This window comes from Psychrobacter okhotskensis (assembly GCF_965638355.1).
Classification (GTDB): Bacteria; Pseudomonadota; Gammaproteobacteria; order Pseudomonadales; family Moraxellaceae; genus Psychrobacter; species Psychrobacter okhotskensis.
Genome location: NZ_OZ281822.1, coordinates 164,159 through 179,977, shown reverse-complemented (window position 1 = coordinate 179,977; position 15,819 = coordinate 164,159). Strand labels below are relative to the sequence as shown.

The window sequence follows — 15,819 nt, the reverse complement described above, 5'->3', positions numbered from 1 at the left end:
AAAGCTTTCTAATTTTATGATTAGGTTTGTCAAACTAACGGTTAGTCACAAAATTCACAACACTTTTGTCAGATAGGTCTAAACCCTCAAACTCATCATGAGCCACTAAAATAGCAACAACATCAGCTGTATCGATAGCTTCTTGTAGAGATGAGAGTTTACCTGAGTTTAAGCTTTCAGGTAACTGTTTGATATTAGGCTCAACTAATAGAATATTAGCAGACGTATCCTTTAACATCTTCTTAGCGATGTTGACTGCTGGACTCTCACGTAAATCGTCAATATTAGGTTTAAATGCTAAGCCTAAGAGTGCTACTGTTGGCTTCTCACTCCCTTGTTCTTTTAGCTTATTCACTTCGGCGTTAATCTTTTCGATCACCCAGTTCGGCTTATTGTCATTAATCTCACGAGCCGCACGGATAATTTTAGCCTCATCTGGGTTTTGATTAACGATGAACCAAGGATCGACAGCGATACAATGACCACCAACTCCAGCGCCAGGCTGCAAGATATTAACACGTGGATGATGATTGGCTAGCTCGATCAACTCCCAGACATTGATATCTAACTTATCAGAGATAATAGAGAGCTCATTGGCGAAGGCAATGCTCACATCACGAGAAGCGTTCTCAGTCAGCTTTGCCATTTCAGCCGTACGAGAGTTGGTTGCTAGTAAGTCACCTTCTACAAAGATACGATATACTTCTTGCGCTTTTTTGGTCGATTCTTTGGTCATACCACCGATGATACGGTCATTTGAAATCAGCTCTTCAACCACTTTGCCAGGCAGTACACGCTCAGGGCAGTAAGCGACAAAGATATCTGCTTCAACGTCAGGTTCATGATATTTGGGGAACGTTAAATCAGAGCGCTCTTCAGCGAGCCATTCAACCATTTTTTCAGTGGCGCCTACTGGCGAAGTCGACTCAAGAATCACCACATCACCTTTTTCTAATAACGGAGCTAATGCCTTGCTAACCGCTTGAATATAGGAGAGATCTGGCTCGTGATTGTCACCCTTAAAAGGTGTGGGTACAGCAATAAGATAAGCATCAGAATGTACTGGGGTTAGGCTCGCTTTAAGATTCCCATTGTCTACTGCTTTTTTGACAATTGCTTCCAAACCTGGTTCTACAATATGGATTTTGCCTTGGTTGATGGTATCGACCGCATGCTGGTTGACATCAACGCCGATAACGTTTGCACCATGATGGGCAAACATTGCTGCTGTAGGTAAGCCGATGTAACCTAGGCCGAACACACAAATATTTTTCATTTATATCTCACTTCATTTATTCACAGTTGATTCAATGGTTTTTAAGCTTTTTTCTGTTCAAAAAAACTGACGATAGTCTCTGCTATACGTTGTGAGGCTTGCCCATCGCCGTACGGGTTATGTGCCTCACTCATTTTTAGGTATAAAGCTTCATTCTCAATCAGATTGCTGACTTCGGCAACGATAGTAGCGTGATGAGTACCAACTAATTTAACGGTTCCTGCTTCCACTGCTTCTTGACGCTCAGTCGTCTCACGCATGACTAATACTGGAATACCAAGCGATGGTGCTTCTTCTTGTATACCACCTGAGTCAGTAAGAATAATATGGCTGGTACTCATCAGATAGACGAATGGTAAGTAATCCTGTGGTTCAATCAATTTGACATTATCAAGACCGCGTAGTAAACGTTCGACTGGTTCTTTGACATTAGGATTTAAATGCACAGGATAAACAAACTCATAATCAGGGTATTTTTGTGCCAGCTCTTGAATCGCTTGGCAGATTGATTCAAATCCATCACCGAAGTTTTCGCGGCGATGCCCAGTAATCAATACCCGACGTTTGGTAAAGTCTAATTCTGAGAACTGTTGCTGTAATTCAACTCTCAGCGTGTCATTAGTTTCTAGTTTATTCTTAACATCCAATAATGCATCAACCACTGTATTACCAGTAACATAAATAAATTCAGGATTATTATGTTCGTCATATAAATGCTGAGCAGCCGTTTTGGTAGGTGCAAAGTGTAGTTTTGTGATAATACTCGTCAACTGCCTGTTGGCTTCTTCTGGCCAAGGCGAATAAATGTTATAAGTACGTAATCCAGACTCTACGTGACCGATAGGAATCTGTTGATAAAAAGCAGCTTGCGCCCCACATAATGTGGTTGATGTATCACCATGTACAAGTACTAAGTCTGGTTGACACTCTTCCAAAATAGGCTCGAGAGCGAGTAGCATTCTTGAACTGGCCTGAGTTAGACTTTGTCCAGACTTCATAATATTTAGGTCATAATCTGGATTAATCTCGAATAGTGACAATACTTGATCAAGCATTTCACGGTGCTGAGCAGTTACACAAACTAATGATTTAATGTTAGGGTTAGCTTCTAATGCTTTGACAACAGGTGCCATCTTAATGGCTTCAGGGCGTGTGCCAAAAATACTCAATACTTTTTTCATAAAAATCTCTCATTAATGTTGATCTGCTTTAAGTGCGAATTATATACTTCCATCATAACCATTCGGATTCATACTCTGCCAACGCCAAGTGTCTTGGCACATATCAGTAATTGATAATTTAGCTCGCCACTTTAACATATCTTTCGCTTTATCAGCACTGGCATAACAGCTCGCGATATCACCTGCGCGGCGGCTAACAAAATGATAAGGAATATTTTGTTCCGACACTTTGGAAAATGCTGCTACTAGCTCTAAAACAGAAGTCCCTTTACCAGTACCTAAATTAATCGGTAAAAACCCTATTGAGTTTTTCTTATCCGAGCTCTTTTCATCTGAGCCATGCTCTTCTATGCTAGTTTGCTGCTTTAAGTAATCAAGTGCGGCAACATGACCTTGCGCTAAATCAGTCACATGAATAAAATCGCGTACACCAGTACCATCGATAGTTGGATAGTCATTACCAAAGATACTGAGCTTAGGTAGCTTGCCAACAGCTACTTGTGAGATATAGGGCATTAAGTTATTTGGGATATCATTAGGGTCTTCGCCAATCTGCCCTGAAGGATGTGCACCTACCGGATTAAAGTATCTCAAAGGGATGAGATTCCAGCTTTCATCCGATACCGCTAAGTCTTCTAGAATATGCTCGACCGTCAATTTGCTTTGCCCATAAGGATTGGTACAAGAGCGCGATGAACTCTCATCAATTGGTAAGAATTTAGGATCGCCGTAAACAGTAGCAGATGAGGAAAATATTAGGTTTTTGACATTATATTGTCTCATTACTTCTAATAAGGTTATAGTGCCGCTAACATTATTATTATAGTATAGTAACGGTTTAGTAACTGATTCCCCGACAGCTTTCAACCCAGCAAAATGAATTACACCAAAAAATCGATGGTCAACAAATGCCTGTCTAAGTGACTCAGCATCGCGGATATCGCCTTCGATAAAATCAATTGGTTGCCCAATAAGAATAGAGACACGATTAATCGCTTCACGACTACTATTAGATAAGTTATCGTATACCACTATGTCATAGCCTGCTGCATGCAATGCGATACAGGTATGAGTACCAATATATCCAGCACCGCCTGTGACTAGTATTTTTTTATTCATTTAATAACCCGAAGCAGTTTTTGACATAAAAAGACACCCCATTGTAGGGGTGTCTTTTTGCTTTTTCAATATAGTTTTAGTAGTTACATTACAGAATTAATTCTATATTACCAACCAGTAACTTCTTTTAGCTTATCACCGATTTTAGCTGGATCACGCGTATACGCGATGCCTGCATCTTCAAAGGCTTTGAATTTCTCTTCAGCAGTACCTTGACCACCAGAGATAATAGCGCCCGCATGACCCATACGCTTGCCTTCAGGAGCAGTTACACCAGCGATATAACCAACGACTGGTTTAGTCACATGATCTTTGATATAAGCAGCAGCTTCTTCTTCAGCAGTACCGCCGATTTCACCGATTAGGATGATAGCTTCAGTCTGTGGATCATCTTGGAACAGTTTTAGTGCGTCAATCTGGTTCATACCTGGGATAGGATCGCCGCCGATACCGATACACGTTGATTGACCAAAGCCAAGCTTAGTCGTTTGTGCAACGGCTTCATACGTTAGCGTACCAGAGCGTGAGATGATACCTACTTTACCCGGCAGATGGATATGACCTGGCATGATACCGATTTTGCACTGACCTGGAGTGATAACGCCTGGGCAGTTAGGACCAACCATACGGACGCCGTCTGCTTCTTCGATGTAGCGCTTGGCTTTTAGCATATCGATCGTTGGTACGCCTTCGGTGATGACCACGATTAGCTTCACGCCTGCATCTACCGCTTCAACGATTGAGTCTAGGACGAATGGCGCTGGTACATAGATAACAGAAGCGTCAGCTTGAGTGGCTTCCATGGCTTCCGCCATCGTGTTAAATACTGGTAGGCCTAAATGCGTTTGACCGCCTTTACCTGGGGTGACGCCACCGACGACTTTAGTGCCGTATTCGATCGCTTGTTCAGAATGGAACGTACCATTTTTACCAGTGAAGCCTTGTACCAATACTTTGGTATCTTTATCAATTAATACACTCATTATGTTTTCCTTATTCGGTTGTCTTGCAATAGCAGTTTGCCGTTTAGGTGTCGTTAAATGCTAACCACGTCTCGTTGACTGAAAACTGCTATCACGCTTTGACTACTATGTTTAAGCACCTAAATTGATAGGTTTATGCTTGAACAGCATCGACAATTTTTTGTGCAGCATCGGCTAGGCCTTGGGCTGACGTTAGCTTCAGACCAGATTCTTCTAAGATCTGTAAGCCCAATTCAGCGTTGTTACCTTCTAGGCGTACAACGACCGGTACTTTTACGTCGACTTCTTTAACGGCAGCGATAATCGCTTCTGCAATCATGTCACAACGTACGATACCGCCAAAGATGTTGATTAGAACACCTTCAACACTGCTGTCTTCTAGAATGATTTTGAACGCTTCAACAACGCGATCTTTGGTTGCACCGCCGCCAACGTCCAAGAAGTTAGCAGGCTTGCCGCCATACAGTTTGATGATGTCCATGGTAGCCATTGCAAGACCAGCACCGTTGACCATACAACCGATGTTGCCTTCTAGAGCAACGTAGTTTAGGTCGAATTCAGCGGCTTTTAGCTCACGCTCGTTTTCTTGCGTTTTGTCTTGTAGCGCTGCTATTTTAGGCAGACGATATAATGCGTTTGAGTCGATACCGATTTTGCCATCAACGCAGACGATTTCGCCATTTTCGCGAACGGCTAACGGGTTGACTTCAAGTAATGCAAAGTCGTTTTCGACAAAAGCATGATAAGCACCAGTCATAATTTTTACAAACTGGTTGATCTGCTTGCCTTCAAGACCTAGCTTGAATGCAACATCACGCGCTTGGTAAGGCATAAGACCTACTAATGGGTCTACGCTTACTTTAAAGATTTTTTCTGGCGTCTCGTTAGCGACTTCTTCGATATCAACACCACCTTCGGTTGATGCCATGAAGGTTACGCGACGCGTAGAACGATCTACAACGGCACCAAGATACAGTTCAGTCTGTACTGGGTACATATCTTCTGCAACCAATACGAAGTTAACTGGTTGACCATCAGCGTCAGTTTGGAACGTGACTAGATTGGTACCGATAAGCGCTTCAGCCACTTGCTTAGCTTCTTCACGAGTCTTAACCAGCTTAACACCACCCGCTTTACCGCGACCACCAGCATGTACTTGCGCTTTGATAACCGCAATGTCCGTTGGTGTTTTATCAAAAGCAGCTGCAGCTTCTTCGCCGTTATACGCGATGATGCCTTCTTGAATGGGCAGTCCGTAGCTTTTTAATAGCTCTTTTGCTTGATACTCATGTAAATTCATTGATTGTATCCTTTATTTTTTACAATTAATAAAAAGTGAAAACAAGTACACAGCAGCGATTTTCTGCTGCGGCACTTGTGACCCAAATGCTGACACCGCAAATAATAAAACGGTGCCGCGCTCAGGCTATAGCTTGTTACTTAAACTTCTAAAAGCGCTGTAAACACTATTGAACGCTATCAAAATTACTTACGTTTTTTACGCTGAATCGCGTGAATAGCACGGCCATCTGCAGATAGAGCCGCTTCATGTACCGCTTCTGAAATCGTTGGATGCGCAAACGTCATCAACTGTAAATCTTCGATACTAGAGACGAATTCCATCGCAATCATACCCTGATGGACGATATCGCCGGCGCCAGCTGAGATAGCATGCATACCTAATAGACGGTCTGTTTTGGCATCAGCGACGACTTTAATAGAGCCTTGTGCTTCGCTTTGCGCAAGGGCACGACCATTAGCCGCTAGGTTGAATGAACCGGTCTTAACTTCATAACCCGCTTCAGTCGCTTCTTGCTCGGTCAAACCAACCCATGCGATTTCTGGATGGGTATAGATAACATTGATAATCGTGTCATAATTAACCTGAGCTTTTTCACCGTGAATACGCTCCACGGCCATCATGCCCTCTTCCATTGCTTTATGCGCAAGCATTGGACCACGGACTAAATCACCAATAGCATAAACGCCATCAAGATTGGTTTTGCACTGGTCATCGACATCGATCAAACCGCGTTCAGTCAAGGTCACACCGCTGTCATCACCAAGTAACTTCTCAGAATATGCACGGCGACCAACACAAACGATGAGCTTGTCAAAGCTCTCTTCAGATGACTCGCCTTTATTTTCGCTAGTAACGACGACTTGATCGCCCTTCACTTCAGCATTGGTGACTTTGGTATCAACACGGATATCAAGACCCTGCTTCTTCAGCATTTTGCCTGCTTCTTTTGCGATGTCTTTGTCAGCGGCTGCTAAGAAACTTGGAAGCGCTTCATAAACAACAACTTCGCTACCCAAACGACGCCATACAGAACCGAGCTCAAGACCGATAACGCCAGCACCGATAACGCCTAGACGCTTAGGAACTGAGGTAAAATCAAGGGCACCAGTAGAGTCAACGATACGATCACCGTCAGTTTTGGCAACTGGGATATCAATAGGTACTGAACCGGCCGCTAGAATCACGTTTTTAGCGGTAATAGTGCTTTCTGCTTCGTCTTCTAAAGCGACAAACTTAACTTGCTTATCAGCGCCTTTGCCATCAACCAATGTGCCCCAGCCTTGTAGCCAGTCAACGCCATTACCTTTTAATAACGCTGCCACACCGCCAGTCAATTGCTTAACGATACCTTCTTTGCGAGCAATCATTTGCTCGATATCGATAGCGACGTCGCCAGTGCTAATACCATGTTCTTCAAGATCATGCTTGGTCGCTTCATAACGATGCGAACTATCAAGTAGGGCTTTTGATGGGATACAACCAACGTTTAAGCAAGTACCGCCAAGAGCAGGCTCACCTTTATAAACACGTTTTTCGATACAAGCAACGCTCATACCAAGCTGCCCTGCACGAATCGCTGCTTCGTAACCACCAGGACCGCCGCCGATAACGACTAGATCATAATTATCTTTCATAGTACGTTCCTATTTTTAATGTCTTTCTAGTTTTATTTAGGATTTAAGTGATTGATTGTATTTTTGATAAACTGATGAGGACCTCACTCCATAACCAATACGTTATTTGAGTGAAACCCTTTATTTATTTATTTATCGACAAATAATAATCACTTACACCAAAGTTAAAAAGCTTGTATCGGCGGTTGCCAATACAAGCTTAGAAGCTTACAGGTCTAATAGCAGCATGGTTGGGTCTTCGACCAAATCTTTTAAGGTAACTAAGAACTGTACCGCTTCTTTACCATCAATCATACGATGGTCATAAGATAACGCGAGATACATCATTGGTAGGATTTTAACCTCACCATTAACCGCCATCGGGCGATCATTGATAGCATGCATACCCAAGATAGCAGTTTGTGGTGGGTTCAAGATAGGCGTTGACATCAATGAGCCAAAGACACCACCGTTAGAGATGGTAAATGTACCACCAGTCATCTCGTCCAAACCAAGCTTACCTTCTTGTGCTTTACCACCAAGCTCACGGATTTTGGCTTCGACATCTGCCATGCTCATGCGATCGGTATCACGTAGTACTGGAACCACTAGACCACGATCAGACGATACCGCAACACCGATATCATAGAAACCATGATAAACAATATCATCACCGTCTAGTGACGCGTTCACTGCTGGGTAGCGTTTAAGAGCCTCAGTCGCTGCTTTGACAAACAATGACATAAAACCTAGACGCACACCATGACGTTTTTCGAATTGGTCTTTATATTTGGTACGCATGTCCATCAATGGCTTCATGTTGACTTCGTTAAACGTCGTCAGCATTGCAGTCTCTTGCGTCGCTGATAATAGACGCTCAGCCACACGCTTACGTAGACGCGTCATCGGAACACGTTTTTCAGTACGCTCACCCGTCGATTCAGCGACTGGACGACCACTATCAGACTTGATAGAGCTGTCTGCTTTAAGCGTTGGATTTGACATGTCAGTTTTGGTCACACGACCGCCGCGACCACTACCTTCAACGTTTTTAGGATCTACGCCGCTTTCTTTTGCTGCTTTACGCACTGCTGGGCTTTGATCTTTATGGTCAGCTTCGTCTTTTTTGTCAGTCGCTTGTACTGGCTCACCGCCGTCAGTACTTTGCTTGGCTTGTACTGGCGCAGCTGGCTGATCTGGGTTGACAGCTGGAGCGTCATTTGAGCTAGAACCGGCATCTGCACTACCGCTTGCACCCGCTTCGAACTCTGCAATTAACTCATCAGATAACACAGTGTCGTCAACTTGCTTAACGATTTTAGTCACCACACCATCATCAGGCGCTACGACTTCGAGGACAACTTTATCGGTTTCAATTTCAGCCAATAGGTCATCACGATTAACTTGTTGACCTTCAGTGACATGCCATTCAACGATTGTGCCATCGGCAACCGATTCTGGAAAAACGGGGGCTTTAATATCAGCCATCGATATACTCCTTAGATTTGGATATTCATATTTATTATTAAGTCGTGATGGGCAGTCAATACCGTTTTCAATCGTGTTACTCATATGGTATTGCTAGGTACTGACTGTCATCGCCTGATTCATGTGTCTTTTATAAACTGTTACTGATATAAGCTATTACTTTGACAACTCATCGACACTGATGCCAAGACCACCAGCAATCAATGCTTGTTGCTGCTGAGCATGTAATTTCGGTGAGCCCGTCGCAGGTGCGGCACTAGGAGGTCGTGCCACCGGCTCCATGACTTTTGCCTTGGTTGGATGCGGTACGACAATACGGAACATATGCGGTGCCAAATAATACCAAGCGCCTTGGTTCAACGGCTCTTCTTGCGTCCAAACGATCTCTTGTAGGTTGCTATATTTCTCAATCTCAGCAATCAAACGCTCTTCTGGCAACGGATAAAGCTGCTCAATACGTACAATAGCCACATGCTCTAGACCCAATGCACGGCGCTGCTCTAACAAGTCATAATAAACCTTGCCGCCACATAGCACCATACGAGTTACTTTATCTGCATTGTGATCATCCATCTCTGAGATAACCGTCTCAAACTTACCAACGGCCAACTCTTCTAGATTTGACGTGGCAAGCTTATGACGTAGCAAGCTCTTCGGTGACATGACGATCAATGGTTTGCGAATTGGACGTATGGCTTGACGACGTAGCGCATGATAAATCTGTGCCGGCGTCGTTGGCGTAATCACTTGCATGTTGTCTTCGGCACATAACTGTAAGAAGCGCTCAAGACGGGCAGATGAATGCTCTGGGCCTTGACCTTCATAGCCATGCGGTAACAGCATGGTTAGACCACAAACACGCTGCCATTTGGTCTCGCCACTTGAGATGAACTGGTCAATCACTACTTGCGCACCGTTGACGAAGTCACCAAACTGCGCTTCCCAAACGATCAATGCGTTTGGTACAGTCGTGGCATAGCCATACTCAAAGGCCAATACTGCTTCTTCTGATAATAGTGAGTTATAAGTGGCAAAACGCGCTTGCTTTTCACTCATATGCGCAAGTGGCACATACATGCTACCGTCATTGACGTTATAAATCTCACTATGACGATGCGAGAAAGTACCACGGCCGACATCTTCGCCAGTAATGCGTACTAATACCCCATCATTATCAACCAGTGAGGCATAAGACAACGTTTCAGCAGCGCCCCAGTTCAGCGGCTCTTCGCCAGTCTGCATCGCTAGACGCTGATCGACCATCTTTTGAACTTGGCGCTGTAACTTGTAGCCTTCAGGCATTTCAGCCATACGGCGACCGTAGCCTTTAAGAGTTTCGATATCGACACTGGTATCCCAGTCATCGACGAGGTCATGACCTAGATAGGGTTTCCAATCGACAAAAAGCGCTTCATCAGGATCACTGACCAAAGAATTCACCACATAATCGCCACGATCTAACGATTCGCGGTAAGAATCTTCGTAACTTTTCGCTTCTTCTTCACTAATAATACCCGCTTCAATTAACTGCTGGGCATAGAGAGTGCGGGTCGTTGGTAGCTGTTTGATGACTGCATACATCAATGGCTGAGTCGCTGACGGCTCGTCCGCTTCATTGTGGCCATTACGACGATAGCAGAAAAGATCAATGATAATGTCTTTATCAAACTCATGACGGTAATCTAATGCTAATTGAGCGGCAAATACGACAGACTCAGGGTCATCACCATTCACATGTAGAATGGGCGCATGTACCATTTTCGCCACATCAGTACAGTACTCTGTCGAACGCAAATCTTCTTGACGACTGGTCGTAAAGCCGACTTGGTTATTAATGACAATATGTACCGTACCACCAGTGGTATAAGCGCGAGTTTGTGACATCTGGAAGGTCTCTTGCACCACACCTTGACCGGCAAATGCTGCATCACCGTGGATAACGATTGGCAGTACTGAATTGCCATCTTTACCTTCATGGCGAGCTTGGTCGTTGCGACGCACTTGACGAGCACGGACTGAGCCTTGTAATACGGGTGCCACAATCTCAAGATGCGATGGGTTAAAGGCCAATGCTAAATGCGCTTCGCCACCTGGCGTCATCACGTTAGATGAATAACCATTATGATACTTAACGTCGCCTGAGCCTTTTTCTGGCTGTACTTTGCCATCGAATTCGTCAAACAAATCAGCAGGGTTTTTACCTAAGATATTTACGAGTAAGTTCAGGCGTCCACGATGCGCCATACCAATAACCATCTCTTTGGTACCATAGCCACCAGCACGCTGTATAATTTCGTTAACGGCAGGAATAAAGCTTTCACCGCCTTCTAAACCAAAACGCTTAACACCTGTATACTTACGCGCTAGATATTTTTCTAGGCCTTCGGCTGCCGTCAAACGTTCAAGAATAGACAAACGCTTTTCTTTGTCAAACTCGATATGACCTAAGTTGGTCTCTAGATATTGTTCCATCCAGCGCTTTTCGGTACTGGTGGTGACGTGCATATATTCGACACCGATGTAGCGGCAATAAACACGCTCCATAATTTCGATAATTTCTCGTAACGGTGCTTCGTCCTTACCGATATTCAAATCGTTGGTAGGATAAATGGTGTCTAAATCAGCTTCTGAGAGATTGTGGTACTCAAGGGTCAAATCTTCGACTTCAGCGCGCGGATGTAGATCCAACGGATCTAATTTTGCACGGCGATGACCACGGCGACGATAAGCAGAAATCAGCTGCTGTACGCCCATTTGCTTAGGGTCGGCACAGTCAGCGGCATTGCTAGTCGTTGTGGTTGCGGGGGTAATCTTGTTGGCCGTCTGATTGCGAGCAAGCAATAAAAACTGATCTTTGATGGCGTTATGCTGAGCATCATTTGGCGACTGATACTGGACAAAATACGCTTGCCAATCGGTATCAACACTCGTAGGGTCAGTTAAGTACTGCTCATAAAGTGCTTCGATATAATTGGCATTATCAGCAGCCAGTTCAGTATGTTCTACGTCTGCAGCTTCTTTAGTTATACTATTCATAATAATCGTCTATTTGATAGATAAATGAATGGAATCGTGCTTATTATTGTGTCGTTCATTGTACGTTCGGTATTTTGACTCTTAAAATTCACCATTAAGTAGTAAGACTTGCTATGGCTAATATTTAGTATATAAAAGCTCTATTCGTATTAAATGTTATTCGTGCTATAGAAAGAAGCCGTTATCACTATTGATAAAACATATATCAAGTAACGAAAACGAGTGCTACTACAATACTTATCTCAGATAATAGTCATTCAATCAAATTATTTGTGAACGTCCGGTTTTCTTATCAGACTCGTTTCACAACATTAATTTATATATACTGCTATCAGCTATAACCAATTCATTAATGGTAATATCTTTGGTAAACATCTTATCGTTCAGCTAGCCTATAAACTGGCTATTTTCGCTGAAATGTTTTTGTATGAGAGATATTTACCGTCTTTTTTGACAAACATACATTGCTGTATAGCTTAGCATGCGTACCCCGCATGACATAGTTTGTTTGCTCAATAGTAGGTATTTACATAATGAATATCTATTATAAACCTCCCACTTCGTACATTTCTATTGGTAATTATATAGAGAGTTTGCTCATATAACTCATCTTCTTACATACCACCAACGTATTGTTAATACTGCCTTACTTTTGACCAGTTATTTCCTGCTTTTTTGATGAAAAACTCTACTATCTATAATATTTTTTGGTCTTACAACGGTAAGAAGCAACGTTTTTTCGCGCCTCGTATCGTCCTTTAAAATATATGATGGCTGTCTTCTTAAATAGCAAGTTAGATAGCAATCAGAAAAACCTCGCTTGCATTCGATCACGACACATTCTATCACTATGCAAATTTGTTCAATAAAAAACACCGCCTAATAATGAGACGGTGTTTCGTGATGATGTGTGCATACAACCATGCAACAATGAACCCGTTTAACCTGCTTGATCAATCAGCATGTTACGTAGATGACCGATTGCCTTGGTAGGGTTTAAGCCTTTTGGACAAACTGAAACACAGTTCATGATACCACGGCAGCGGAATAGGCTGAATGGATCGTCCAAACGTGCCAAACGTGCTTGCGTATCACCATCACGGCTATCAGCAACAAAGCGATAAGCGTGTAATAGTGCTGATGGGCCTAAGAACTTATCAGGATTCCACCAGAATGATGGGCAGCTGGTTGAGCAGCACGCACATAGGATACATTCATACAGACCGTTTAGCTTTTCACGTTGTTCAGGTGACTGTAAACGCTCCGTTGGCGGTGCAGGCTGATCATTAATTAAGTACGGGTGTACTTTTTCGTACTGCTCGTAGAATTGGTTCATATCGACAACCAAATCACGCACAACAGGCAAACCTGGTAACGGACGAATAGTAATTTTTTCGGGTAGCGTGTTCATGTTTAACAAACAGGCTAAACCGTTTTTACCATTAATATTCATGCCGTCAGAGCCACAAATGCCTTCACGGCAAGAGCGACGGAAGGTGATGGTTTCATCTTCCTTTTTTAGGCGTAATAACACGTCAAGCAACATACGATCTGAGTCTAGTAGCTCAATCGTATAAGTTTGCATGCGCGGCGCTGCGTCCAAGTCAGGATCGTAGCGATAGATTTCGATGGTGCGAGTACCTCGGCTCATAATGCTAAACTCCACACGTAGGTGATGGCGGGCATACAAAGGTTGCCGCATGTCAGCGCTAGAGGGTCTCTCTTTATTACAGCGCTGGCATGAGCATGTAGCTGGCGGTCACCTTTTTAATAAATTAATAAGGGATAGAACGTTTGCGCGGCTTTTATATAACAGATATAAAAGCCGCGCAGTCTAGACTTAATAGACGCGAACTTTTGGCTCGATATAGTCAACAGTCAGCGGTACTTTACGAACAGGCTTATAAACAATGCGATTGCCTTCAGAGTACCAAAGTGTATGCTTCATCCAGTCATGATCGTTACGACCGTTTGGTGCATAGTCATCATCTTCTGGGCGGTCATAATCTGACACACTGTGGGCACCGCGACTTTCGTGACGGTTAGCCGCTGAGATCATGGTTGCTTTAGCCACTTCGTAAAGGTTTGCGACTTCAAATGCTTCAATACGAGCGGTGTTGAACACTTGTGATTTATCAGCTAAATGGATTTGGTCAATTTTGTCACCCAGCGCTAAGATTTTCTCAACACCTTCGTCCATCATGGCTTGGGTACGGAATACGCTAGCATGCTTTTGCATCACGGCACGAATCTCGTCTGCAACGTCTTGAGCATTATAGCCTTCAGTAGACTGTTGTAACTTGTCTAAACGCTTCACGGTAAAATCAAGAACGCGTGGATCAAGCGGCTTGTAGTTGTGATCGGCATGATGGAATTCATCAACGATATGCTTACCTGCTGCCCGACCGAATACCAACAAATCGAGCAGTGAATTGGTTCCTAAACGGTTGGCACCATGGACACTGACACAAGCACATTCGCCAATAGCATACAACCCTTTAACGACATTGCCTTTGGTATATAGGCCGTCTTCATCCGTCTCCGCGTCTAAATCTGGCGTGATAACTTGACCATGAATCGTCGTCGGAATACCGCCCATCATATAGTGAATGGTTGGAATAACAGGGATAGGCTCTTTGGTGATATCGACGTTCGCAAAGTTTTTACCAATCTCAAAGACTGATGGCAAACGCTTCATGATGGTTTCAACACCCAAATGCGTCATATCCATAACGATATAGTCTGCATTCGGACCACAACCACGGCCTTCTTTGATTTCTTGATCCATAGAGCGCGAAACCAAATCACGTGGTGCCAAGTCTTTTACGGTTGGCGCATAACGCTCCATAAAGGCTTCACCATCTTTATTACGCAAGATAGCACCTTCACCGCGGCAACCTTCCGTCAATAGAACGCCCGCACCAGCCACACCCGTTGGGTGGAACTGCCAGAATTCCATATCCTGAAGTGGCACGCCAGCACGAACTGCCATACCGATACCGTCACCAGTATTGATATAAGCGTTGGTAGAGGCTTCAAAGATACGACCAGCGCCGCCAGTTGCCAAAACAGTAATTGGTGACTGGAATACCGCAACCGTCCCTGTTTCTTGCTCAAGCGCGACCACACCGTTGATATTACCGGCTTCATCTTTGATTAAATCAAGGGCAATCCACTCAATAAAGAATTGAGTACCTTGCTCTAAGTTTTTTTGATAAAGGGTATGCAATAGTGCGTGACCCGTACGGTCAGCCGCAGCACAAGCACGTTGTACAGCTTTTTCACCATAGTTAGAAGTATGACCACCGAATGGGCGCTGATAAATCGTGCCATCCTCATTACGGTCAAACGGCATGCCCATGTGCTCAAGCTCATACACCACTTTTGGCGCTTCACGGCACATATATTCGATAGCGTCTTGGTCACCCAACCAATCTGACCCTTTAACGGTGTCATAAAAGTGAAAGTGCCAGTTGTCATTGCTCATGTTACCCAAACTTGCACCGATACCACCTTGAGCGGCAACCGTGTGCGAACGGGTCGGGAATACTTTGGTAATGACCGCCACATTCATGCCCGCTTCGGCCAAATGTAGTGACGCACGCATACCTGAGCCACCACCACCAACGATGACGGCATCGTAGTTTAGGGTCTTAATATTACTAATGGTATTATCTTGTCTAGTTGCCATTACGGTTTTCCTAATGCCTGTTAATGCTTGCGAAGTAAATACAAGGGTTACTTATTACGTCACGGTAGTTGGCTGATTGAACGTCTATTCTGTCTAATCAAGCAAACCACTTAAAATTGACGAGGTAAA

At 43.9% G+C, this 15,819-nt stretch carries 10 protein-coding genes; all 10 read right to left on the bottom strand.

All coding sequences use genetic code 11. From position 1 onward, the window contains the following. Positions 1–34 precede the first annotated feature (34 nt). The 10 genes from wecC to sdhA all read right to left on the bottom strand — a co-directional run bounded on the left by wecC (position 35) and on the right by sdhA (position 15,690). Complete coding sequence (gene wecC / locus ACSUPM_RS00745; protein ID WP_436880076.1) at positions 35–1,276, bottom strand: UDP-N-acetyl-D-mannosamine dehydrogenase; 1,242 nt, start codon at positions 1,274–1,276, stop codon at positions 35–37. Positions 1,277–1,317: 41 nt separating this feature from the next. Beyond that, positions 1,318–2,457: a non-hydrolyzing UDP-N-acetylglucosamine 2-epimerase gene (wecB, locus tag ACSUPM_RS00740; protein ID WP_436880075.1), complete on the bottom strand. Its 1,140-nt coding sequence runs from the start codon at positions 2,455–2,457 to the stop codon at positions 1,318–1,320. Positions 2,458–2,496: 39 nt separating this feature from the next. Further along, positions 2,497–3,576: a UDP-glucose 4-epimerase GalE gene (galE, locus tag ACSUPM_RS00735; RefSeq protein ID WP_436880074.1), complete on the bottom strand. Its 1,080-nt coding sequence runs from the start codon at positions 3,574–3,576 to the stop codon at positions 2,497–2,499. A gap of 107 nt (positions 3,577–3,683) precedes the next feature. Next, positions 3,684–4,559 (bottom strand): succinate--CoA ligase subunit alpha, encoded by an 876-nt coding sequence (sucD, locus tag ACSUPM_RS00730; RefSeq protein ID WP_025652967.1) that lies wholly within the window; start codon positions 4,557–4,559, stop codon positions 3,684–3,686. Positions 4,560–4,692: 133 nt separating this feature from the next. Beyond that, positions 4,693–5,859 (bottom strand): ADP-forming succinate--CoA ligase subunit beta, encoded by a 1,167-nt coding sequence (gene sucC, locus ACSUPM_RS00725; RefSeq protein WP_101211201.1) that lies wholly within the window; start codon positions 5,857–5,859, stop codon positions 4,693–4,695. Positions 5,860–6,044: 185 nt separating this feature from the next. Beyond that, the gene (lpdA, locus tag ACSUPM_RS00720) at positions 6,045–7,496 is read right to left on the bottom strand and encodes a dihydrolipoyl dehydrogenase (RefSeq protein WP_173240238.1); all 1,452 of its coding nucleotides are present in this window, start codon (positions 7,494–7,496) and stop codon (positions 6,045–6,047) included. Between the two features lie 207 nt (positions 7,497–7,703). Beyond that, complete coding sequence (gene odhB, locus ACSUPM_RS00715; RefSeq protein ID WP_436880073.1) at positions 7,704–8,963, bottom strand: 2-oxoglutarate dehydrogenase complex dihydrolipoyllysine-residue succinyltransferase; 1,260 nt, start codon at positions 8,961–8,963, stop codon at positions 7,704–7,706. Positions 8,964–9,119: 156 nt separating this feature from the next. Further along, on the bottom strand, positions 9,120–11,999 hold the full coding sequence (locus tag ACSUPM_RS00710; protein WP_436880072.1) for a 2-oxoglutarate dehydrogenase E1 component: 2,880 nt from the start codon (positions 11,997–11,999) through the stop codon (positions 9,120–9,122). 940 nt (positions 12,000–12,939) lie between these two features. Beyond that, positions 12,940–13,650, bottom strand: a complete 711-nt coding sequence (locus tag ACSUPM_RS00705) for a succinate dehydrogenase iron-sulfur subunit (protein WP_025652539.1) — start codon at positions 13,648–13,650, stop codon at positions 12,940–12,942. Positions 13,651–13,839: 189 nt separating this feature from the next. After that, a complete protein-coding gene (sdhA, locus tag ACSUPM_RS00700; protein ID WP_025652540.1) occupies positions 13,840–15,690 on the bottom strand; it encodes a succinate dehydrogenase flavoprotein subunit in 1,851 nt (616 codons plus the stop codon). Positions 15,691–15,819 lie beyond the last annotated feature (129 nt).